At 72.0% G+C, this 20,670-nt stretch carries 19 protein-coding genes and 1 riboswitch; of the genes, 10 read left to right on the forward strand and 9 right to left on the reverse strand.

The features are described from left to right. Positions 1-46 precede the first annotated feature (46 nt). The 7 genes from ACWD4B_RS04050 to def all read left to right on the forward strand — a co-directional run bounded on the left by ACWD4B_RS04050 (position 47) and on the right by def (position 7,589). Positions 47-700: an alpha/beta hydrolase family protein gene (locus tag ACWD4B_RS04050; RefSeq protein ID WP_451419280.1), complete on the forward strand. Its 654-nt coding sequence runs from the start codon at positions 47-49 to the stop codon at positions 698-700. A gap of 274 nt (positions 701-974) precedes the next feature. Beyond that, positions 975-1,664 carry a sigma-70 family RNA polymerase sigma factor gene (locus tag ACWD4B_RS04055; RefSeq protein WP_190076230.1) on the forward strand — a complete coding sequence of 230 codons (690 nt, stop codon included), beginning with the start codon at positions 975-977 and terminating at the stop codon, positions 1,662-1,664. Continuing rightward, on the forward strand, positions 1,661-1,996 hold the full coding sequence (gene rsrA / locus ACWD4B_RS04060; protein WP_451419281.1) for a mycothiol system anti-sigma-R factor: 336 nt from the start codon (positions 1,661-1,663) through the stop codon (positions 1,994-1,996). Before ACWD4B_RS04055 ends, rsrA begins: the two co-directional genes overlap by 4 nt. A 214-nt stretch (positions 1,997-2,210) precedes the next feature. After that, entirely contained in the window at positions 2,211-3,533 is a 1,323-nt protein-coding gene (locus tag ACWD4B_RS04065; protein ID WP_451419282.1) for an HD-GYP domain-containing protein, read from the forward strand. An 887-nt stretch (positions 3,534-4,420) separates the two neighbouring features. Further along, on the forward strand, positions 4,421-5,611 hold the full coding sequence (locus ACWD4B_RS04070; protein WP_336414232.1) for an HD domain-containing protein: 1,191 nt from the start codon (positions 4,421-4,423) through the stop codon (positions 5,609-5,611). A gap of 270 nt (positions 5,612-5,881) precedes the next feature. Beyond that, complete coding sequence (locus ACWD4B_RS04075; protein ID WP_336414126.1) at positions 5,882-6,868, forward strand: tetratricopeptide repeat protein; 987 nt, start codon at positions 5,882-5,884, stop codon at positions 6,866-6,868. A 91-nt stretch (positions 6,869-6,959) separates the two neighbouring features. Further along, positions 6,960-7,589, forward strand: a complete 630-nt coding sequence (def, locus tag ACWD4B_RS04080; RefSeq protein ID WP_451419283.1) for a peptide deformylase — start codon at positions 6,960-6,962, stop codon at positions 7,587-7,589. A gap of 123 nt (positions 7,590-7,712) precedes the next feature. Here the strand turns inward: def and ACWD4B_RS04085 are convergent, their stop codons facing one another. Continuing rightward, a complete protein-coding gene (locus ACWD4B_RS04085; protein WP_451419284.1) occupies positions 7,713-8,723 on the reverse strand; it encodes a ribonucleotide-diphosphate reductase subunit beta in 1,011 nt (336 codons plus the stop codon). After that, positions 8,723-11,116, reverse strand: a complete 2,394-nt coding sequence (locus tag ACWD4B_RS04090) for a ribonucleoside-diphosphate reductase subunit alpha (protein WP_451419285.1) — start codon at positions 11,114-11,116, stop codon at positions 8,723-8,725. Before ACWD4B_RS04090 ends, ACWD4B_RS04085 begins: the two co-directional genes overlap by 1 nt. A gap of 163 nt (positions 11,117-11,279) precedes the next feature. After that, positions 11,280-11,405: riboswitch (cobalamin riboswitch) on the reverse strand. 539 nt (positions 11,406-11,944) lie between these two features. Between ACWD4B_RS04090 and ACWD4B_RS04095 the strand changes: the two genes are divergently transcribed. Beyond that, positions 11,945-12,445 carry a hypothetical protein gene (locus ACWD4B_RS04095; protein ID WP_451419329.1) on the forward strand — a complete coding sequence of 167 codons (501 nt, stop codon included), beginning with the start codon at positions 11,945-11,947 and terminating at the stop codon, positions 12,443-12,445. Between the two features lie 4 nt (positions 12,446-12,449). Then, positions 12,450-13,523, forward strand: a complete 1,074-nt coding sequence (locus tag ACWD4B_RS04100; RefSeq protein WP_451419286.1) for a hypothetical protein — start codon at positions 12,450-12,452, stop codon at positions 13,521-13,523. A gap of 10 nt (positions 13,524-13,533) precedes the next feature. On the opposite strand, the gene ACWD4B_RS04105 is transcribed toward ACWD4B_RS04100, so the two are convergent. The 6 genes from ACWD4B_RS04105 to ACWD4B_RS04130 form a co-directional block, all read right to left on the reverse strand. After that, on the reverse strand, positions 13,534-13,725 hold the full coding sequence (locus ACWD4B_RS04105; protein ID WP_451419287.1) for a hypothetical protein: 192 nt from the start codon (positions 13,723-13,725) through the stop codon (positions 13,534-13,536). Continuing rightward, entirely contained in the window at positions 13,722-14,504 is a 783-nt protein-coding gene (locus tag ACWD4B_RS04110) for a MerR family transcriptional regulator (RefSeq protein ID WP_451419288.1), read from the reverse strand. The genes ACWD4B_RS04105 and ACWD4B_RS04110 overlap by 4 nt, the downstream gene beginning before the upstream one ends. A 67-nt stretch (positions 14,505-14,571) precedes the next feature. Continuing rightward, positions 14,572-16,230: a monocarboxylate uptake permease MctP gene (gene mctP, locus ACWD4B_RS04115; RefSeq protein WP_451419289.1), complete on the reverse strand. Its 1,659-nt coding sequence runs from the start codon at positions 16,228-16,230 to the stop codon at positions 14,572-14,574. Next, a complete protein-coding gene (locus ACWD4B_RS04120) occupies positions 16,227-16,502 on the reverse strand; it encodes a DUF3311 domain-containing protein (RefSeq protein ID WP_451419290.1) in 276 nt (91 codons plus the stop codon). Before ACWD4B_RS04120 ends, mctP begins: the two co-directional genes overlap by 4 nt. Before the next feature lie 110 nt (positions 16,503-16,612). Then, a complete protein-coding gene (locus ACWD4B_RS04125) occupies positions 16,613-17,503 on the reverse strand; it encodes a hypothetical protein (protein WP_451419291.1) in 891 nt (296 codons plus the stop codon). Between the two features lie 155 nt (positions 17,504-17,658). Continuing rightward, positions 17,659-18,162 carry a hypothetical protein gene (locus tag ACWD4B_RS04130; protein ID WP_451419292.1) on the reverse strand — a complete coding sequence of 168 codons (504 nt, stop codon included), beginning with the start codon at positions 18,160-18,162 and terminating at the stop codon, positions 17,659-17,661. Positions 18,163-18,292: 130 nt separating this feature from the next. On the opposite strand from ACWD4B_RS04130, the gene ACWD4B_RS04135 reads away from it, so the two are divergent. After that, positions 18,293-19,876: a lytic murein transglycosylase gene (locus tag ACWD4B_RS04135; RefSeq protein ID WP_451419293.1), complete on the forward strand. Its 1,584-nt coding sequence runs from the start codon at positions 18,293-18,295 to the stop codon at positions 19,874-19,876. Between the two features lie 3 nt (positions 19,877-19,879). Here the strand turns inward: ACWD4B_RS04135 and ACWD4B_RS04140 are convergent, their stop codons facing one another. Continuing rightward, the gene (locus ACWD4B_RS04140) at positions 19,880-20,644 is read right to left on the reverse strand and encodes an SDR family oxidoreductase (protein ID WP_451419294.1); all 765 of its coding nucleotides are present in this window, start codon (positions 20,642-20,644) and stop codon (positions 19,880-19,882) included. Positions 20,645-20,670 lie beyond the last annotated feature (26 nt).

The raw sequence follows: 20,670 nt of genomic DNA on the forward strand, positions 1-20,670 counted from the left end.
GAGCGTGCCGAGTCCCGTTGTCAGTGGGTGGCGGCAGGATGGGGACGTGACCAACGCATCACAGACCCACGTCGAGTCCGTGCAGACCCCCGGCGGCGAGGCCCGGATCCACTGGCACCCCGCGGCGGGGAAGCCCCGCCTGGTGCTGGCCCTCGGGCACGGTGCGGGCGGCGGCGTCGAGGCGCGCGACCTGACGGCCTTGGCCGCCGCCCTGCCCCGCAACGGCGTCACCGTGGCCCTCGTCGAGCAGCCCTGGCGCGTGGCCGGCCGGAAGGTCGCGCCCGCACCCAAGGCGCTCGACGAGGCGTGGCGCGCCCTGTGGCCCGCGCTCGCCGCCCCCGGCGTGCCGGTGGTGGCCGGCGGCCGCAGCGCGGGCGCGCGCGTCGCCTGCCGTACGGCGCAGGAGCTCGGCGCCGCGGCCGTCCTCGCGCTGAGCTTCCCGCTGCACCCGCCGGGAAAGCCGGAGAAGTCCCGCGCGGACGAACTGACGGGGGCGGGCCTGCCCGTGCTCGTCGTGCAGGGCGCGCGTGACCCGTTCGGCCGCCCCGAGGAATTCCCGTCCGGCAGCGCACCGGTCGCGGTGCCCTTCGGGGACCACGGCTTCGCGGTGCCGAAGAAGGCGGACGTCACCCAGGAGGACGCGCTCGCGGTGATCACCGGCGCGGTGGCGGACTGGCTCACGGGGCTCCGGCTGCGGTGAATCCCCGGTGAACGCCCCGGTGGAGCGGGAATGCGCCGCGCCGCACGGCTGTTAACCGGACGTAGCAAAGCAACGCACCGGCACGACGTATGGAATGGGAGCTCCCCGCATGGGTTCGATCGCATGCCCGTCCCGCCCGCAGACGGCCGACCTCGGATGGGCGGTCATGAGCGCGGGCCTGCCGACCGCGGCCGGAGCGGCGGGTGGACCGGATCGTCGTCTATTCTCCGAAACGAGCGGGTCCCTCTCCGGTCCCGCAGCGCTGCTGGAGGAGGTGGGTCCGGTCGCCGGTACCGACGCGGGGGAGCCCGTGGAGCGCACCGAGGGTGCGGGCACGGAGAGCGCCGCCGAGCGCAGTGCCCGGTTCGAGCGTGATGCGCTCACATTCCTGGACCAGATGTATTCGGCCGCACTGCGCATGACGCGCAATCCTGCGGACGCCGAGGACCTGGTGCAGGAGACGTACGCCAAGGCCTACGCGTCCTTCCACCAGTTCCGTGACGGGACCAACCTCAAGGCGTGGCTCTACCGCATTCTGACCAACACCTTCATCAACTCGTACCGCAAGAAGCAGCGCGAGCCGCTGCGCAGCGCGTCCGAGGAGATCGAGGACTGGCAGCTGGCGCGTGCCGAGTCGCACATGTCGACCGGGCTGCGCTCCGCCGAGTCCCAGGCGCTCGACCATCTTCCCGACTCCGACGTCAAGGAGGCCCTCCAGGCCATTCCCGAGGAATTCCGCATAGCGGTCTACCTCGCGGACGTCGAGGGCTTTGCCTACAAGGAGATCGCGGACATCATGGGTACCCCCATCGGCACGGTGATGTCCCGGCTGCACCGCGGCCGCCGTCAGCTGCGCGGGCTGCTGGAGGACTATGCCCGTGAGCGCGGTCTGGTCCCCGCGGGGGCCGGCAACGTGCCGAACGGTTCCGACGAGTCGCACAATCGGAAAGGCTCGGACTCATGAGCTGCGGAGACCCGCACGAGACGGACTGCTCTGAAGTCCTCGACCATCTCTACGAGTTCCTCGACCACGAGATGCCCGAGGGCAAGTGCGCCGAGTTCGAGGTGCATATCGACGAATGCTCGCCCTGCCTGGAGAAGTACGGCCTGGAGCAGGCGGTGAAGAAGCTCGTCAAGCGCTGCTGCGGCCACGACGACGTGCCCGCCGACCTGCGGTCCAAGGTGATGGGCCGGATCGACATGATCCGGGCCGGCCAGGCGGTGCCCGAGCAGGACGTGGTGGCCGAGGCCAAGGCGGCCGAGGCGCAGGCGCGCAGCGTCGCCCAGGAGCGGTAGCCGGCCACCCCCGGCCGGACGCCTCGGGGCGGGCTCCGGGGGCGCGTGCGCCCGGAGTGGCTCCGGACCGGTTCCGGGGTGATCCAAACCGTCGGACCGGGGAACGTCACCCGAACGGACGGTCCAATACCCGGATCCCGTTTGCCCGGCCCGCCGGAAGCCTATTCTCCCCAACCTGACGTCATGTCCGGGACGGTACGGGGAGGGGCGCGCCATGGGGGCACTTCCAGCGGCCGCGCGCGGCTACATCGCCTGCGTGGTGCTGGCCGCCGCGGTGTGCACGCTGCCCGCCGTGCACCCCGGATCGGGCGTCCCCTGGGGTGCGGTGCTGCTCCTCGCGGCCGTGTGCGCGGTGTGCGAGCGGGTGCCGCGCTGTGCGCCCGTCCTTCCCGTGCTGCTCGCCGGGGCCTTCCTGCTGCCGCCCGCCGCCGCGGGGCTGGTCGCGGTGCCCGGTGCGCTCGCCGGGCGGGGGGAGCCGCGGCCGGTGTGGGTGCGGCGGCTGTGGCATGCGGGGCAGTACGTGCTGGCGGGAGGCCTGGCCTCGGAGGTCTTCGCCCATGTGCCCGGCGGTTCCGGCCTTCCGTACGCGCTGCTGCCCGCCCTGGTGGCGGGCCTCGTCTTCGCCCTGGTCATGGCCGCCCTCGACGGCGGAGCCCTGGTCACCGCCGAGGGCCGGTCGCCGCGCTCGGCCTGGCGGGGCCGGCTGCCCGGGGCGCTGGTGCCCCCGCTGGTCCACGGCCCGGCGGGCCTGATGATGGCCGTCCTGTGGCAGAGCGTCTACGGTCCCGTCGCGGCGCTGCTGGTGCTGCTGCCGCTGTCCATCTCCTCCTGGGTCCTGGACCGCTGCCGCCGTGAACGGGCCGCCCACCAGGCCACGGTGCGGGCCCTGGTGCAGGCCGTCGACCTCAAGGACCGCTACACGCGCGGCCACAGCGAGCGCGTGGGCCGCGCGTCGGTGCTGATCGCCCGCGAGCTGGGCATGAGCGGGGAGCGCCTGGAAGCGCTGCGCTTCTCGGGCATCCTGCACGACGTGGGCAAACTCGGCGTTCCCACCCGGGTGTTGCGCAAGGACGGGCCGCTCACGCCCGAGGAGCGGCGGGTGATCGAGCTGCACCCCGAGTACGGGCACGAGATGGTCCGCGGCATCGGCTTCCTCGACGAGGCACGGGCGGCGATCCTCCATCACCACGAGCGCCTGGACGGCAGCGGCTACCCCTATGGGCTGACGGGTCGTCAAATCCCGGAGTTCGCACGGGTGGTGGCGGTCGCCGACGCCTTCGACGCGATGACCTCGACCCGCAGCTACCGGCGCGCCCGCCCGGTTCCCGCGGCCCTGGAGGAGCTGGACCGCTGCGCCGGAACCCAGTTCGACCCGCGCATGGTCGAGGCGCTCTCCCGGGCCCTGACCCACCACCGCTGGCACCCGGCGCCGCCCCCGCCGGAACTCGCCGCCCAGGCCAGCCGAAACGTCCCTTCTGATCACCCTGGTCACCCTTCCGCCGCCGGGCCGGCCCGCCAACCCGGGGGCCCCGGATGACGGGCCGCACACCGGGAGCGGCTCCGCCGCCGGGAGAGGCGGGCGGAACGGCGTGCGGGGCCCGGCCGCGCCCCGCCGCGGCCGACGGGCCCGCGCCGGACGGGGATGCCCCCGCGGCGGGCGCGCAGGGGCGCGGCCGGGTGCCTGCGCCGGGTGTCCGTGCCTGTTCCGGCGACGGATCCGCCCTGGAGGAGGCCGCGCTTGCGGCGGGTGGTCAAGTGCGCGAGCGGGTGCCCGTGGCGGGTGCCCGTGCCCGTCCCGGAACTGCTGCCGCGGCGGCCGACGGGCCCGCGCCGGACGAGGCCGCGCTCCCCGCAGGCGCCCAGGTGCGTGAGCGGGTGCCCGCGCCGGGTGCCCGCGCCCGTTCCGGTTCCGCCGCCGCGGTGGCCGGCCGTGCCCGGCCACCGGCTCCCGAGGACCTTGCCGGAGGCGCCGGGGGAGGGCTCGGTCACGCCGGTCCGGGCGCCGGCGAAGCGCCCGCCCCGGCAGCGGCCTCCGGAGCCGGCCGGGCCGCCGCCCGGGGGCTGCCGACGGGCGGTCACGCCGCCCGCCCCGGTTCCGGTTCCGGCGATGCGCAGGCCCCTGCACCGGCGTCGCCCGGGCCGGGGAACTGCGGAGTGCTCGCCCCGCTCCCGGCGGTCGGGCGCCCACGCCGGGCCCCCGAGGACACCCCGGTCCCGTCCGGGGGGCCGGAGCGCGGGGCCTCCCGGATTCCGGGCGCCTCGGTTTCGTCCGAGGTTTCGGCCCCCGCCCCCCGCATTCCGGGCGCCCCCGTCCCGTCCGACGAGTCGGATTCCGCCGCCTGCGACCCCCGCATCCCGCCCGCCCCGGCCCCGTCCCTCCTGGGGCCAGGGACCCGGCCCCGGCGGCGCTGGGTCGTGCGCGGGGTGCATGCCGCCGCCGGGACCGCGGCGCTGGCCGCGCTGCTGTGGACCGCCTGGCGCGGCGTCGCGCAGCCCGGCGTCGCCCTGGCCTACGGGGTCCTCATCGCGCTCGGCGAGGCCGCCCGGCGGCGGCCGCGCAGCGGCGGGGTGCGGGAGACGGCGCCCGTGGGCGCCGCCGCGACCCTCGCCTACGCACTGCTCGGCGAGGTCGGCGGCCGGCCGGCCTCGCACGGGGTGCCGCAGGTCGTGGCCGTGGTGCTCGGCGCCACCCTCGCCGGGGCCGTCGGCCGCCCGCCCGCCGTCGACCGGCTCGCCCGTCGCGTCCTGAACGCCGGGTTCGCCGCCACCTGCTTCCAGCCCCTGCAGCACGCGGGCACGCCCGGCCCCGGCCCGTACTACGCGCTGTTCCTGCTGCTCCTGGTCGTTCTCACCGCCCTGTGCGACGCCGTGCTCGCCGCCGCCCTCACCCGGGCCCGCACCGGGAGCCCGTACGGACCGCTGTTGCGCGAGGAACTGCGCACCCTGCCCGGCATCGGCTCGGCGATCTGCGCGACCGGTGTCGTGATGGCCCTCGCGGTGGCCGTCGCCGGACTGTGGGCGCTGCCGGTCTTCTGCCTCCCGCTGCTGGTCACCCAGCTGTCGATCCACCGCTACGAGGCCGTGCGCGCCACCCGCCGGCAGACCATCGCCTCGCTGGCCAGGGCGACCGAGATCGCCGGCTACACCCCGGCCGGCCACGCCCGCCGCGTCGCCGCGCTCGGCCTGGCCGTGGGCCGGGAGCTCGGCCTGTCCGACGCGGACCTCACGGTCGTGGAGTACGCGGCGCTGATGCACGACATCGGCCAGCTGTCGCTCGTCGACCCGGTGCCCGCGGGCGCGACCGAGCCGCTGCCCCCGGAGGAGCGCCGCCGCATCGCGCTGCTGGGCGCGGCCGTGGTCCGCAAGACCGGTGTCCCGGCCGACGTCGCCCTGGCGGTCGAACAGCAGGCCGATCCGTACCGCGAGCAGCCGCTCACCGCCCGCGTCGTGCGGACCGTCAACGCCTACGACGACCTCGCCGCCGACCCGGCGTGCGGCCCGCTGCGCGCCCTGGAGCGGCTGCGGCTGGCCACGGCGCACGACCACGAGCCCCGGGTGGTGGAGGCGCTCGCGAGGGTGCTCGCGCGCGGCGGCCCCGCTCCACCGGGGCCGTGAAAGTGCGGGCAAACCCGGAGTAGTCCGCTGAACCCACGGGTAATGAGCGGGCGTCCGGAAGGACATGGTTGGATGCGAAGAAGACGAAGAGAATGGCGAGAAAGCGGAATCGGGGGGTGTCGTGCGCGCCGTCGTCGGCAAGAAGGAGGCCTGGAGGGCGGCAGTGCTCCCCGCAGCGAATACGGTGCGGCAGGCGTCCGTCGGTGAGGACGGCGGCCGGCACCGGGACCATCCGGCGTGGTTGCACGCAGAAACCGGCAGGCGGGAATCGTGAGGATCTTCGGCAGGGTGCGGCACCGGCCTTCCGCCTCGTGGCGGCAGGCGACGGACCGTGCCTTCACACTCATCGGCGACGGCCGGTACGAGGACGCGGGCGCCCTGCTGACGCGCGCGGCCGACATGGAGCCCTGGCTGTCCGAGTCGTGGTTCAACCTCGCGCTGCTGCACAAGTTCCGTCACGACTGGGAGCAGGCGCGCGCCGCGGGCCTGCGCGCCGTGGCCCTGCTGGACCGCGAGGCGGGCGCTCCCGACTGGTGGAACGTGGGCATCGCGGCCACCGCCCTGCAGGACTGGCCGCTGGCCCGCCGTGCCTGGCAGGCCTACGGGCTGAGAGTGCCCTCCGAGGGCGGCCCGGCCGGTGAGCCGGTCGGCATGGAGCTGGGCAGCGCGGCCGTGCGGCTCTCCCCGGAGGGCGAGGCGGAGGTCGTGTGGGGCCGCCGGCTCGACCCGGCGCGCATGGAGGTGCTCTCCATCCCGCTGCCCTCCTCGGGCCGCCGCTGGGGCGAGGTCGTGCTGCACGACGGCGTCCCGCACGGCGAGCGGGTCACCGCCGCCGGGCCCTCGTACCCGGTCTTCGACGAGATCGAGCTGTGGGCCCCGTCCCCCGTGCCGACCTGGGTGGTGCTCCTGGAGGCCGCCACCGAGGCCGACCGGGACGCCCTGGAGCGGCTCGCCGCCGACGCCGGCTTCGCCGCCGAGGACTGGTCCTCGTCCGTGCGCCTGCTGTGCCGTACGTGCTCGGAGAGCCGGATGCCCAGCGACGAGGGCGACGGCGAGCACCTGGACCCGCACGACCACAGCGAGCCCGGCCACCCCGGCCCGCTCGGCCACCGCACGGCCGGCTCCGGCTCGCTGTGGGTGCCGGAGCGCGAGTGCGGCATCGCGGCGCCCGCGGGCCTGGTGCGGGGCCTGCTGGACGGCTGGGTCGCCGACAGCCCGGACACCCGGGAATGGCGGGATCTCGAAGAGGTCTGCTGAGCGGTGGCCGAAGCTCCCCGTACCCTGTATGAGCCCTGCGGATTCCGGGCACGATATTGCTTTCGGGTTGTGAGAGAGGCTTACGGCGGACATGGCGCAGCAAGACACTGAGCAGTCGGTGAACAGCGAGTTCATCGTGGACACCGAGGACTGTGAGGAGCGCGAGCTCGCCCACCGCGAGCGCGGCACCTCCCGCCCGATCACCGTCGTCGGCAACCCCGTCCTGCACCGCGAGTGCCAGGACGTGACCGAGTTCGACGACAAGCTCGCGCAGCTCGTCGACGACATGTTCGCCAGCCAGCGCACGGCCGAGGGTGTCGGCCTCGCCGCCAACCAGATCGGCGTCGACCTCAAGGTCTTCGTCTACGACTGCATGGACGACGAGGGCCTCCGGCACGTCGGCGCGGTCTGCAACCCCGTCCTGGAGGACCTGCCGGCCGAGCGCCGCGTCCTGGACGACTCCAACGAGGGCTGCCTGTCCGTCCCGACGGCCTACGCCGCCCTGGCCCGCCCCGACTACGCGGTCGTCAGCGGCCAGGACACGAAGGGCAACCCGATCCGCGTCGAGGGCACCGGCTACTTCGCCCGCTGCCTCCAGCACGAGACGGACCACCTGTACGGGCGCCTGTACATCGACCGCCTGTCGAAGCGGGAGCGGCGCGATGCGCTGCGGCAGATGGAGGAGGGTACGCCGCGGTACCCGGTCGTTGCGAACGACTAGTCGTCGTGACGAAGGGCCCGTACGGATGCGTTCCGTACGGGCCCTTCGTTGTCGGCTGCGGGCCGACGGTGGTTGCTCGCGCAGTTCCCCGCGCCCCTGACGGGGCGCGGGGAAGCGGGGCTTCTAGAACTCGTCGTCGAAGGAGACCGTGCCCTCGACCGCCACCTGGTACGCGGACGCGCGGCGCTCGAAGAAGTTGGTCAGCTCCTGGACGTTCTGCAGCTCCATGAAGGAGAACGGGTTCTGCGAGCCGTAGACCGCCGGGAAGCCGAGGCGCTGCAGGCGCTGGTCGGCGACGCACTGGAGGTACTCGCGCATCGACTCGGTGTTCATGCCCGGCAGGCCCTCGCCGCACAGGTCCCGGCCGAACTGCAGCTCGGCCTCGACGGCCTCCTTGAGCATGTCGGTGACCTGCTGCTGGAGTTCGTCGTCGAAGAGGTCGGGCTCCTCCTGGCGCACGGTGTCGACGACCTCGAACGCGAAGTTCATGTGCATCGTCTCGTCGCGGAACACCCAGTTGGTGCCGGTCGCCAGGCCGTGCAGCAGGCCGCGGCTGCGGAACCAGTAGACGTACGCGAACGCGCCGTAGAAGAACAGGCCCTCGATGCACGCGGCGAAGCAGATCAGGTTGAGCAGGAAGCGGCGGCGGTCGGCCTTCGTCTCCAGCTTCTCGATCTTCTCGACCGAGTCCATCCACTTGAAGCAGAACTGCGCCTTCTCGCGGATGGACGGAATGTTCTCCACCGCGGCGAACGCGGCGGTGCGGTCCTCCGGGTCGGGCAGGTAGGTGTCGAGCAGCGTCAAGTAGAACTGGACGTGCACGGCCTCCTCGAAGAGCTGCCGCGACAGGTACAGCCGCGCCTCGGGGGAGTTGATGTGCTTGTACAGCGTCAGCACGAGGTTGTTCGCGACGATCGAGTCACCGGTCGCGAAGAACGCGACCAGGCGGCCGATCATGTGCTGCTCGCCCGGCGAGAGCTTGGCGAGGTCGGCGACGTCGGAGTGGAGGTCGACCTCCTCGACGGTCCAGGTGTTCTTGATCGCGTCGCGGTAGCGGTCGTAGAAGTCCGGGTACCGCATGGGACGCAGGGTCAGCTCGAAGCCCGGGTCGAGCAGGTTCTTCTCGGAAGACATTACTGGCAGGCCTCGCAGGACTCGGGGTTTTCGAGGGAGCAGGCGATGGCGTCCGCGTCGGGCGCGGCCTGCTGCACCGGAATGGTGGCGGGGGCGGCCGAATTGCCGGACGCCGCACGGGCGATGCGGGTCGCCGGGCGCGAACGCAGGTAGTACGTCGTCTTGATGCCCTGCTTCCAGGCGTACGCGTACATCGAGCTGAGCTTGCCGATGGTGGGCGAGGCCATGAAGAGGTTCAGCGACTGGCTCTGGTCCAGGTACGGCGTGCGGGCCGCGGCCATGTCGATCAGGGAGCGCTGCGGGATCTCCCAGGCGGTGCGGTACAGGTCGCGCACCTCCTGCGGGATCCACTTCAGGTCCTGGATCGAGCCGTTGGCGTCGGTCATCGCGTCGCGCGTGGTGGCGTCCCACACGCCGAGCTGCTTCAGGTCCTCCACCAGGTAGGTGTTGACCTGGAGGAACTCACCGCTGAGGGTCTCGCGCTTGAAGAGGTTGGAGACCTGCGGCTCGATGCACTCGTAGACGCCGGCGATCGAGGCGATCGTGGCGGTCGGGGCGATGGCGAGCAGCAGCGAGTTGCGCATGCCGGTCTTCGTGATCCGGGCGCGCAGGGCGTCCCAGCGCTCCGGCCAGGTGGCCGTGGCGTCCGCGTAGTGGTCGGGGTGCAGCACGCCGCGGGCGGTGCGGGTGGCCTCCCAGGCCGGGTGCGGGCCGTGCCGCTCGGCGAGGTCGGCCGAGGCCTCGTACGCCGCGAGCATGATGCGCTCGGAGATCCGGGTGGAGAGCGCCTTCGCCTCGGGCGAGTCGAAGGACAGCCGCAGCCGGAAGAACACGTCCTGCAGGCCCATCAGGCCCAGACCGACCGGCCGCCAGCGGGAGTTGGAGGAGCCCGCCTGCTCGGTCGGGTAGAAGTTGATGTCCACGACGCGGTCGAGGAAGGTGACGGCCGTGCGGACCGTGCGGTCCAGCTTCTCCCAGTCCATCTCGCCCTCGGCACCCAGGTGCGCGGCGAGGTTGACCGAACCGAGGTTGCAGACGGCCGTCTCGCCGTCGTCGGTGACCTCGAGGATCTCGGTGCAGAGGTTGGAGGAGTGGACGACCGCGCCCGGCTCGGCGGTCTGGTTGGCGGTGCGGTTGGAGGCGTCCTTGAACGTCATCCAGCCGTTGCCGGTCTGCGCGAGGGTGCGCATCATGCGGGCGTAGAGGACGCGGGCCGGGATCTGCTTGACGGCCTTGCCCTGGGCCTCGTACGCGCGGTACGCGGCGTCGAACTCGTCGCCCCACAGGTCGACCAGGTTGGGGGTGTCCGCCGGGGAGAACAGCGACCAGTCGGCGTCCGCCTCGACGCGGCGCATGAACTCGTCCGGAATCCAGTGCGCGATGTTGAGGTTGTGGGTGCGGCGGGCCTCTTCGCCCGTGTTGTCGCGAAGCTCCAGGAACTCCTCGATGTCCGCGTGCCAGGTCTCCAGGTAGACGCAGGCCGCGCCCTTGCGCCGGCCGCCCTGGTTGACCGCGGCGACGGAGGCGTCGAGGGTGCGCAGGAACGGCACGATGCCGTTGGAGTGCCCGTTGGTGCCGCGGATCAGCGAACCGCGGGAGCGGATGCGGGAGTAGGAGAGCCCGATGCCGCCCGCGTGCTTCGACAGCCGCGCGACCTGGTGGTAGCGGTCGTAGATCGAGTCCAGCTCGTCCAGCGGCGAGTCCAGCAGGTAGCAGGACGACATCTGCGGGTGGCGCGTGCCGGAGTTGAAGAGCGTGGGGGAGGACGGCAGGTACGAGAGCGTGCTGGTGAGCCGGTAGAGCTCGGCGACGTCCTCCAGGGCCCGGACGGAGTGGTCCTCGGCCAGACCGCAGGCGACGCGCAGCAGGAAGTGCTGCGGCGTCTCGATCACGTTGCGGGTGATCGGGTGCCGGAGCAGGTAGCGGCTGTGGAGCGTCCGCAGGCCGAAGTACCCGAACCGGTCGTCGGCACCGTCGGCGAGGGCGCCGTCCACGAGCGCGTCGAGCCGCTCGGCGTGCTCGGCGACGAACGCGGCGGTGTCGTCGGCGATCAGGCCCTCACGGTGCCCGACGGCGACGGAGGCGGAGAGGGAGACCGCGCCCTGCCCGGCCGCCTCCTCCCGGATGGCGAGCGTGAGCAGCCGCGCCGCGAGCCGCGAGTACTGCGGTTCCTCGGCGATCAGCCCGGCGGCGGCCTCGGTGGCCAGGGACCGCAGCTCGGCCTCGTCCGACCCGGGGTGCCGGCCGCGCAGCGCGGCGGCGGCGACCTTGCCGGGGTCGGTGGCGGGCAGATCGGCAGTGAGATCGGTCAGGGTGCGCAGCAGCGCGGTCCCGGGGCCACCGGTCTCCTCCGCAGTGGCTGCTGAGACCGGATCGGCGGGCGCGATGGTCACGTGTGGCTCTCCCTCGCTCGGCTGGTCGGCTGGGGCCGCTCGGGAGGCGCTCGACGGAACGCGTACCGGCACACTTCTTCGGGGCATGCCGGACAGCGCCCATCGGCCCAACCCGCGGGGCCCGGACGTGTTCATCACCCATGCCGGGCCCTGGGGCGGCTCGGACGTGGGCGCGCTGGCGGCAGGTCCTCGGACTTGTGGAGCGCATATGCGCATACATTCACCGTTGCGGGACAGTTCCGGATTTCCACCGGATTCCCCTGCGACGACAGCGAGGACGAGCATACATCTAGTGCCGGGGGTCGGGAGCGCCCCCACATGTTGTGTCGGGGCGTCGTCGGGCGGTTGCGGAATGTGCTAACGGGCGGGGGGGTTGAGGGCTGTTGAGGCGGTGTCGGGGCAACGCCTGGGCGGCGCCGGGGTGGTGCGTCGAGGGGGCTTCAGGGGCCTGGGAGCCGCCCGGGGCGGGGACGGTCAGCCCGGGGCGCGCGGAGGCGGTGAGGGGGCCGTTCGCGGGGCGCGGGAGGTGTCACGGCGGCCACGGCGGCATCATGCATCGGGGCGACTTCCGCTCCTGCTGCGGCCGGTTCGCCTTCGCCGCCGGCTGTCGATCCTGGTCGGGGCGTTCGCCGGATGCGACCTTCCGGATGCGACCTTCCGGGTGCGACCTTCCGGACGCGGCGGACGTACCGGCTCAACTCCGGCTGATCCATGAGCGGATCGCGCCGTCGTTCGCGTGACCGCGGGATCCGGGCCGTTGTCAGACCCTCCTCGTACGCTCCATCACAGTCGGTGACGAAGCCGGTGACGGAGGAGGGCGAGGCCGCCATGACACACGAGGACGCGACGATGACCCGCATCGAGGCCGCGGTGACGCTGCACCGCGAGGGCGACGCGGAAGGCGCCCGGGTGCGCCTCGGCGAGATCTGGCAGGAGATCGGCCCGGACGGGGACGCCTTCCACCGGTGTGTCCTCGCCCACTACATGGCCGATGTCCAGCCGGACCCCGAGGACGAACTGGCCTGGGACCTGCGCGCCCTGGAGGCCGCGGAGTCGCTGACCGACGACCGGGTCCGGGAGCACCACGCCTCGCTCGCGGTCCGCGGTTTCCGCCCGTCCCTGCACCTCAACCTGGCGGAGAGCTACCGCAGGACGGGGAACGCGCCGCTGGCCCTGGAGCACCTGTCCCGGGCCCGGGAGCACGCGGACGCCCTCGGCGACGACGCCTACGGCGACGGCATACGTGCCGCCCTCGACCGGCTGGAGCTCCGGCTGGCGGGGACGGGCGGAACCCCGCCCGCGGGCCCCGCAACCGCAGGCGCACAATGACGCCATGTTGATCAAGGCTCGTAGGGCCGACGTGTTACCCAAGGACCGCCGGTCGGCCATCGCTGTCGCGGTGACCGGCCTCGTCCTCGCGGTCGCCGCAGGCATCCTGCTCCTCGTCACCGTCCCCGGCCTCCACGCCGAGGAGCGCGACTTCAAAGCGGCCTCGCCCTGCCCGGCCACCGCCCCGGCACCGGACTGCGAACGGCCCGTCGGCGCCACGGTGAAGGGCACCGAGACGGACGCCAACCGCAAGACACCGCGGTACTGGCTGGACCTCGCCGAACGCGACGGGACGCCCCACCACGTCAGGATGAACGAGAAGGCGTACCCGGTCTTCGCCGCAGTCGGGAAGGGCGACCCGGTGACCCTGTGGTACTGGCGCGGGCACATCCGCTTCATCGACTTCCACGGCCTGCGGCAGTCCACCCACGAGGATCCGACGGACGACTTCCGGATGCCGACCGCGATAGGCATGGCCCTGGCGGCCCTCGTACTGAACTCGCTCTGGTGCGCCTACTGGCTGGCCCGCCGTTCGGGGTCCTCGCGGCTGAGGGCACCGTGGCAGATCGCGATCCCGGCCACGGCGAGCGTCTGCATCGCGATCGTGGGGGGCATCGCCGGTTATGCGGGGGACGGGACGGGGGAGGCCCTGCGGTACGCCGCTGCCGGAGCCGCGCCCGTCCTGGCCGTGGCGGCCGCCGTGGCCGTTGTGAAAGTCCGCCAGGACCGACGGCAGGAGACCGACACGGTCGAGATCGGCCCGGTCGTTCCCGGCAAGGAGGAGATCTGCCAGGGCCTGATCATCGGCGATGTCCCCTACAGCGTGGACGGCTTCCACATCCTTGTGGCCGGTCCCGGCCTGCTCGCCACAACCCCCGATCCCACTGGTCACTTCGCCCGCAAGGCCGTGCCGCGCACCCTCGTCGTGGAGCGCGTCCGTCCGCCGTACCGGTCGGACCCCGGCCCGGACCTCACCAACTTCCTGATAGCGGAGTGCCGGGACGGCGATACGCCCGTGCTCATCGCATCCCCCGAGATGCACATGCCGTGGGTTCTCGGGGCGTTGCAGCAGACGTAGACCCGGCCGGTCACGGCTGAGAGCGCACGGACCGCAGACGGACGAAGGTGACGGCGGCGTGCACGGCGAGAGCGACCGGCACGGCAAGGAGGAGGCTCCATGGCGTGATGCCCAGCGCAGCGAGGAGGCAGAGGTACGGAACGGTCAGCAGCGTGGGGACCGTGGACAGCAGGGCGATACGGGTGCGGGTGGGACGGTTCATGACCGGATCTCCTCCTCGGTGCTGCGTCGGGCGAGGGCCAAGTAGTCGGCGAGCGCGCGCCATTCGTCCGCGGAGGCGGCGGCAGCCGGATCACCCGACATGGCCGCCGGGTCCTCGTACCAGGCCGCCCGCACACCGGTGCCGATCTCCGCGTCGCCGCCGCTGAACAGGGTGCTCAACTCGTCCATGCGGGCAACCAGCCGCCGGACCTTCCGGTCGGTGGGCGGTACCCCGTCGACGCGGAGCCGCTCCGCCCTCCGGTACAGCTCGGGCCACTCGATCTCCAGGAGGTAGTGCATCGCGGGCCCGAGGGCCGCGGCCCGTGACTCCAGCACCTGAATCTGCTCGTCGTCCAGGTGCCGGCGCAGCGTGCGCTCGCCCTCGGGTCCCGTCCCGCCGATCGCCCGCAGCGCGTCCCACAGCATGCCGGTGCTCGGCGCCTGCCCGGCGTCGAGCGCGTCGCCGAGCTGCGCGAGCCGCTGTTGCAGCGAACCGAGCGCGGCGAGCGATGCCTCGACCGTCGCCAGGTGATCCCGCACGAGCCGTGCGGGGTCGACCCCGGTGTCGAGGCAGACGGCGATGCTCTCCAGGCCCAGCCCCAGCCTGCGCAGGGCCAGCACCTGATACAGGCGGACGAGATCGTCCTCCGTGTACTCCCGGTGCCCGCCGGCGGTGCGCTGGGAGGGGCTGAGCAGCCCGATGCCGTCCCAGTGGTGCAATGTGCGCACGGTGAGCCCGCTGGCCTCGGCGAGCGGGCCCACTTTCCATGTCGTGGTCATGGGGCCACCATGCAGCCTCACACGACGTGAGGTTCAAGTCGCGGACCAGGCCGCCGGCGGAGTGGGCTCAATGCCCGCCCGGGGCCGCCCCCGCCGTGGCCGGCGGCAGGTCCGGGCTGACGCCCGGGTCACCCGCATCGGCCGTGTAGTCCGACGCCGACGTCTGGTCGACACCGTCCGGTGCCCCGACCGCCTTGAGGACGAAGGTCAGGACGACGACCACGAGCACGTTCAGGGCGAACGCCGTCAGGCCGATGTACCCCTTCTCCCCGATGAACGGAATCAGGTTCGTATTGCCGAAGTGGTCCTGCGTGGCGCTCGGCGTCTCGTACGCCCGCCACGTCCCGTACCCCATTCCGACGGCCCACCCCGCGAGCAGCGCCCAGCGGTGCGGCCACCGGGTGAAGAGGCCGCCGACGAGCGCGGGCACGGTCTGGAGAATCCAGATGCCGCCCAGCAACTGGAAGTTGATGGCGACCGTCTTGTCCATGGTCAGGACGAAGACCAGGGCCCCCACCTTCACCAGCAGCGAGGCGAGCTTGGAGACCTTGGCCTCGTGCGCGGGCGAGGAGTCCGGCCGGATGAAGTCCTTGTAGATGTTGCGCGTGAAGAGATTCGCGGCTGCGATCGACATGATGGCCGCGGGGACCAGTGCCCCGATCCCGATGGCCGCGAAGGCGACCCCCGTGAACCAGTCCGGGAACATGTCGGCGAAGAGCTGCGGGATCGCCAACTGCCCGTTCTTCACCTTGATTCCGGCGGCGACGGCCATGAATCCGAGCATGGCCAGCAGCCCCAGCATCAGTGAATACAGCGGCAGAATGGTGGTGTTGCGCCGGATGACATTGCGGTTCTTGCTGGAGAGGACGGCCGTCACCGAGTGCGGATAGAGGAACAGCGCCATCGCCGAACCGAGCGCGAGCGTCGCGTACGCCCACTGCGCCTGCGGCCCCGTGACGAGCGAGCCCCGAGGCTGGCCGGTGGCGGGGTTCGTGACGGCAAAGGCATGGCCGGACTTGCTGAAGATCTCGCCGAAGCCGCCGAGCTTGATGGGGATGTAGATGATCGCCACCGCGATGACGATGTAGATCAGCGTGTCCTTGACGAAGGCGATGAGGGCGGGCGCCCGCAGTCCGGAGGAGTACGTGTACGCAGCCAGGACGCCGAAGGCGATGAGCAGCGGCAGATCCTTCACGAACCAGCTCGCGTTCGCCCCGCCGCCCACGCCCATCACGTCCAGGACGGCCTGGATGCCGACCAGTTGGAGCGCGATGTACGGCATGGTCGCGAGGATTCCGGTCAGCGCGAGGGCGAGCGAAAGCCCCTTGGACCCGAACCGGCCGCGGACGAAGTCCGAGGACGTCACGTACCCGTGCTTGTGCGCGACGGACCAGAGGCGGGGGAGGAAGGTGAAGACGAGCGGATAGCAGAGGATCGTGTACGGAACGGCGAAGAATCCGGCCGCCCCGCCTGCGTAGATCGCCGCCGGGACGGCGACGAAGGTGTACGCGGTATAGAGGTCGCCGCCGAGCAGGAACCAGGTGATCCAGGTGCCGAACGACCGCCCGCCGAGCCCCCATTCGTCGAGGTTGTTCGCGTTCTCGGCCTGCCGCCATTTCGCGGCCAGGAATCCCATGACCGTGACGGCGAGGAAGAAGACGATGAACACGGTGAGGGCGACGCCGTTGACGCCGTGCGTGGTACCGGCGAGGACTGTGTGCGTCACTTCCGCTCACCCCCGCGGCGCGCCGCTTCATGGCGCCGGACGAGAACGTAGGCGACGACCGTGAGCACGGTCGAGAGGACCACCCACAGCATCTGGTACCAGTAGAAGAACGGTATGCCGATGAGGGTCGGAGTCAGCCGGGAGTACGAGTCGACCCAGAGCATCGCCCCGAAGGGGATGGCCAGGCACACACCGGCCACGACGAGCGGCACGGTGACGACGGGGCGGCTGTGCCCCCTGTTGTTCTCGGGTGGTTCTGGTGGTGCCGACATGCGGTGACTCCGTCCGTCCCCGGTGCGAGTGATCACTCGCGTGATGCGCACGAAATCTAGGCGAGGGGCGCGGTGACGTCACCCCCTGTCCGGATTTCGGTATGGCAACGTCACGTCGGGCCGATGCACGGGATGAGGCCGAGCGCCTCGCGGACGGCAGCCATGCCGCGGTGGGTTGCGGCGACGGAGGCGGAGGTGTCGTACGGGGCTGTTGCGCGGCGGCAGTCCCGGCACTGGTCCTCGTCGACGACGGGCCGGAACACCCGCCCGCAGGGGCCGCTGCAGTGACGAAGTGGCTTTGGGGCCGCCTTGGGCTCCGGCGCGGGCTCCGGCATCTTCCGCACCAGCCGGTCGCGCGCGATCCCGGCGGGAGAGTGGACGCGCTCGGGGAGCCCGGAGGCCAGCGCGTCGCGGAGGTCGGCGAGGGTGGCGCCGCGGAGCAGCCATTCGCCTGCGAGCGGGGCGAGTTGGCGCAGCTCGCGCCCACTGAGACGGAGCCGCTGTTCGTCGCGGGCGACGGCGGCGAGGGCTTGGGCGCCGCGCTCGGCGAGCGGGTGGTGGGGAGGGTGGGAGGTGTTCCCCTCGGTGTTTTCAGGGGAACGACCGACGGCCCGAGGAGTCGGCTCACCGACGGCCGGTTGTGGGGCACTCGGTCGGGGTGACGGATCCGGAACGTGGCCGTCCCGTACGGCGAGCGCCTCGCCCGCCGTCAACGGCACGTTGGAGATGAGCTGCGGCCGAGACCATCGCCCGGCTCTGTCCTGGCAGCGCCACTCGTGCAGGTACCCCTCGGCGAGCAACTCGCCCTTCGTGCGGTTGAACGCGGCCTTCTTGATCCCGGCGCGTTGCGCGGACTCGTAGAGCGGCTCGTTGGCCGATGGCGGGAGCGACAGCTGCCAGAGCAACAGCCGGACGGCGTCGGAGGAGAGGCGGGGATGGCGGATGATCTCGTTCGGAACCTGGGAGAAGAAGCGTGCAGGGGGGATAGCATGCCGGTGCATCTTCGGGAGGCCTTATCTCCTTGTGGGTGTAGACCCCCTGCGCCGGTTGCAGCCAGCGCGGGGGGTCGCTTGTTGCGGCCACCGTAGCGGGGCACGAGTCAAGTCCAGTCAGATGTGCGGAAAGTTGAGACACCGGCGAGCACGTCTGGTAGGGCTCAACCCCATCTGAGCCACGCCCACACCAGCATTACCCCGCAGAACGCGGTGAGGAGCTGGGCGGTCAACTTGGGCTGAGAGCTTTGCTTGCCGAACAGTCTCTCGTCTTCGACTGCTCGCTTCAGCTCTTTGCCGCGCCCGAAGACACCGAGAGAAAGTGCGAGTGTCCCCGTGGAATACATGGACAGAACTGCTTCGAGGTCATGCCCTCTCAGTGTGGCGGCTCCCCACATGAACACCACTCCGAGAAGGGGAATACAGGCGACTTTGACCTTGTAATCCCGCGTGGGCATCACGGGCACGCAGACGGCGAAGAGCAGCGCCGTCACGATGGAGGCGATGATCCACCAGGTGCCTGTCGAGATGTGCGGGGGGTGCAGTGTGATCTCCTCAGTCCCTGTGATGTCGGCCTCGCCGGAGGAATTCTCCGACTGTTTTCCTGCCGACTTTACTGGACCGGAAGCGCCCCTGACGACCCTGTTAAAGGGCTGGCAAAGCGTCACTTACAATTACAGCCGGGTCTCGGCAATGCCTCCCGATTCCTGTCGTGCGTCGGCCCCATGCCGTCCGTGGCTGATCGCGCAGTTCCCCCGCGCCTCTCACGGGGTGCGGGTCCCTTTTGTCGAGGACCCCATGAAGTTCGTCACCCCCCGCACCCGCCGCGGCCTTTGTGGGGTCGCCCTCGCCGCTTCGCTGTCGACAGCCGCGGCCGCCGGGCCGCTCACCGCCAGTGCCAACCCCGCCCCCACCGGCGAGGACGGACCACAGGCCGCCCACCCGCGCGGCGTGCCCAACCTCGCCCTTCCCGACCTCCGCAAGCCCGGTGTGCAGCCGGGGCCCTCCGCCGCCGGGGACGCCGGGATTCCCGCGACCGCCCTGGACGCGTACAAGAAGGCCGCGGAAGCGCTCGCAGGCAGTCAGCCCGGGTGTCACATTCCCTGGGAACTGGTCGCCGGCATCGGGCGGGTCGAGTCCGTGCACGCCTCCGGGTACGGGCTGCGCGAGGACGGGTTCACCGAGACGCCCATCCGTGGGCCCCGGCTCGACGGGAAGCAGTTCGCGCTCATCCGGGACACCGACGGCGGGCGCTGGGACGGGGACACCGAGTACGACCGGGCCGTCGGGCCCACCCAGTTCATTCCCTCCACCTGGGCCGCCTGGGGTGCCGACGGGAACGGGGACGGGGTCAAGGACCCCAACAACATCTACGATGCCGCCCTCGGCACCGCCCGATACCTCTGCGCCGGGGATCGCGACCTCAACAACCCGGCCGACCTCGACCGGGCCGTCCTCAGCTACAACAACTCGCGGGAATACGTGAACGCCGTGTTGGAGTGGATGCGGACGTACCAGGGCGGCAACGCCACCGCCATTCCCAATGACACTCCGGCCACCCCGCATCGACCCGATCCGGGGGTTCCCAGCAGGACATCGGCCGCGGCGGTCAAGTCCGGCTCCGGGAGCGTCGCTTCGCGGCCGGCCACCCCCACCCCTCAGACCAAGCCCGACCCGAAGCCCACGCCCACGCCCGATCCCACCCCCGACCTCACCCTCACCCGGCTCGACGTCCTCGGCCCCGACCGGACCGGTGCCGAGACCGGGCAGGTGCTCCGGGACCGGTTCCGTGTCTGGGCCGGCAACCGCAGCGGGCAGGCCGTTCCCCGGCAGGACGTCACCTTCGAGATCGTCGGCGACGACACCGGCGCCCGGTTCCCCGGCGGCGTCAGGAGCATCACCGTCGCCACCGACGGTCAGGGTGTCGCCGTCGCCCCGCCCGTCCACACCGGGGACCGGCCCGGTACGTTCACCGTCCGGGCCCGGGCCGCAGGACGGGACGCCGGGTTCCAGGTGACGCTCCGGCTCCCGGCCACCGCCACCGCCGACCTTCTCCGGGTGGCCGGCGAGAAGCCCCTGAGCGCCGTCGCCGGTACCGAATTCCCCGGTCCCGTACGCATCAACGCCACCCGCCACGGGCAGCCCGCCCTCGGGACGCGGATCACCGCTACCGTCGTCGGGAGCGACGACGCACCGTACTTCACGGATGCGGACGGCATCCCCGTCCGCACCCTCGCCCTCCCCGCCCCCGGCTCCGACGGCGTCGTCACGCTGCCCGTCCTCCGCGCCGGCCGGAACCCCGGCACCTACGTCCTGCGCCTCACCACGCCCGAAGGCGTCGCCCTGGACGTGCCGTTGACGGTCATGCCCCCTGAGTCATGACCGTCACAGCTTCGAGCCGCCCGTGGCGTCGATCCGCTGCCCGGTGATCCAGCGGCCCGCGTCCGAGGCGAGGAACGTGATCACGTCGGCGATGTCCTGCGGCACGCCCATCCGGTGGAACACGGAGAAGGCCGCCAACTGCTCCCGTGCCTCGGGGGACTGGCGCATCGCCGCGTTCATGTCCGTCTCGACGAAGCCGGGCGCCACGCAGTTGACCGTGATGCCGCGGCTGCCGAGCTGCTGAGCCAGGGCCAGGGTCATGACGTCGACGGCGCCCTTGGTCATCCCGTAGACGATGGCGTCGGGGAAGGCGTGGCGCGTCACCGCCGAGGTGAGGTTGATGATGCGGCCGTTGTCGCGCATGCGGTCCAGGCCCTGCTGGACGACGAACAGCGGGGCCTTGGCGTTGACGGCGAAGAGGTCGTCGAAGTGCTCCGGCGTGACGTCGGTGATCTCCCGCATCGTGCCGTCTGCCGCGTTGTTGACGAGGATGTCGAGGCCGGGTTCGGCGCCGAGCTCCTTCAGGCCCGCGTCGAATGCGGCGTACAGCTCCGTCACCGCGTCGGGTTCGCCGAGCTTCGCGCCGACCGGGAAGGCCCGGCCGCCCTCCGCCTCGATCGCGGCGACGGTCTCTCTCGCAGCCGCCTCGTTGCTGCCGTAGTGGACGGCCACGAGCGCGCCCTGGCGGGCGAGTTCCTCGGCCGTGCCGCGGCCGATGCCGCGGCTGGATCCGGTGACGAGCGCGGTCTTGCCCTGCAGTGCACCCATGAGTGATGCATTCCCCCGTGATCGAT

This window comes from Streptomyces sp. NPDC002536, from assembly GCF_053594995.1.

Bases quoted from the DNA above. Each gene is read 5' to 3' on its own strand.
- ACWD4B_RS04095 (WP_451419329.1), top strand. From the start codon at position 11,945: ATGACACACGAGGACGCGACGATGACCCGCATCGAGGCCGCGGTGACG.
- ACWD4B_RS04105 (WP_451419287.1), bottom strand. From the start codon at position 13,725: ATGAACCGTCCCACCCGCACCCGTATCGCCCTGCTGTCCACGGTCCCC.
- ACWD4B_RS04085 (WP_451419284.1), bottom strand. From the start codon at position 8,723: ATGTCTTCCGAGAAGAACCTGCTCGACCCGGGCTTCGAGCTGACCCTG.
- ACWD4B_RS04065 (WP_451419282.1), top strand. From the start codon at position 2,211: ATGGGGGCACTTCCAGCGGCCGCGCGCGGCTACATCGCCTGCGTGGTG.
- ACWD4B_RS04125 (WP_451419291.1), bottom strand. From the start codon at position 17,503: ATGCACCGGCATGCTATCCCCCCTGCACGCTTCTTCTCCCAGGTTCCG.
- ACWD4B_RS04140 (WP_451419294.1), bottom strand. From the start codon at position 20,644: ATGGGTGCACTGCAGGGCAAGACCGCGCTCGTCACCGGATCCAGCCGC.
- ACWD4B_RS04120 (WP_451419290.1), bottom strand. From the start codon at position 16,502: ATGTCGGCACCACCAGAACCACCCGAGAACAACAGGGGGCACAGCCGC.
- ACWD4B_RS04100 (WP_451419286.1), top strand. From the start codon at position 12,450: ATGTTGATCAAGGCTCGTAGGGCCGACGTGTTACCCAAGGACCGCCGG.
- ACWD4B_RS04110 (WP_451419288.1), bottom strand. From the start codon at position 14,504: ATGACCACGACATGGAAAGTGGGCCCGCTCGCCGAGGCCAGCGGGCTC.
- ACWD4B_RS04135 (WP_451419293.1), top strand. From the start codon at position 18,293: ATGAAGTTCGTCACCCCCCGCACCCGCCGCGGCCTTTGTGGGGTCGCC.
- def (WP_451419283.1), top strand. From the start codon at position 6,960: ATGGCGCAGCAAGACACTGAGCAGTCGGTGAACAGCGAGTTCATCGTG.
- rsrA (WP_451419281.1), top strand. From the start codon at position 1,661: ATGAGCTGCGGAGACCCGCACGAGACGGACTGCTCTGAAGTCCTCGAC.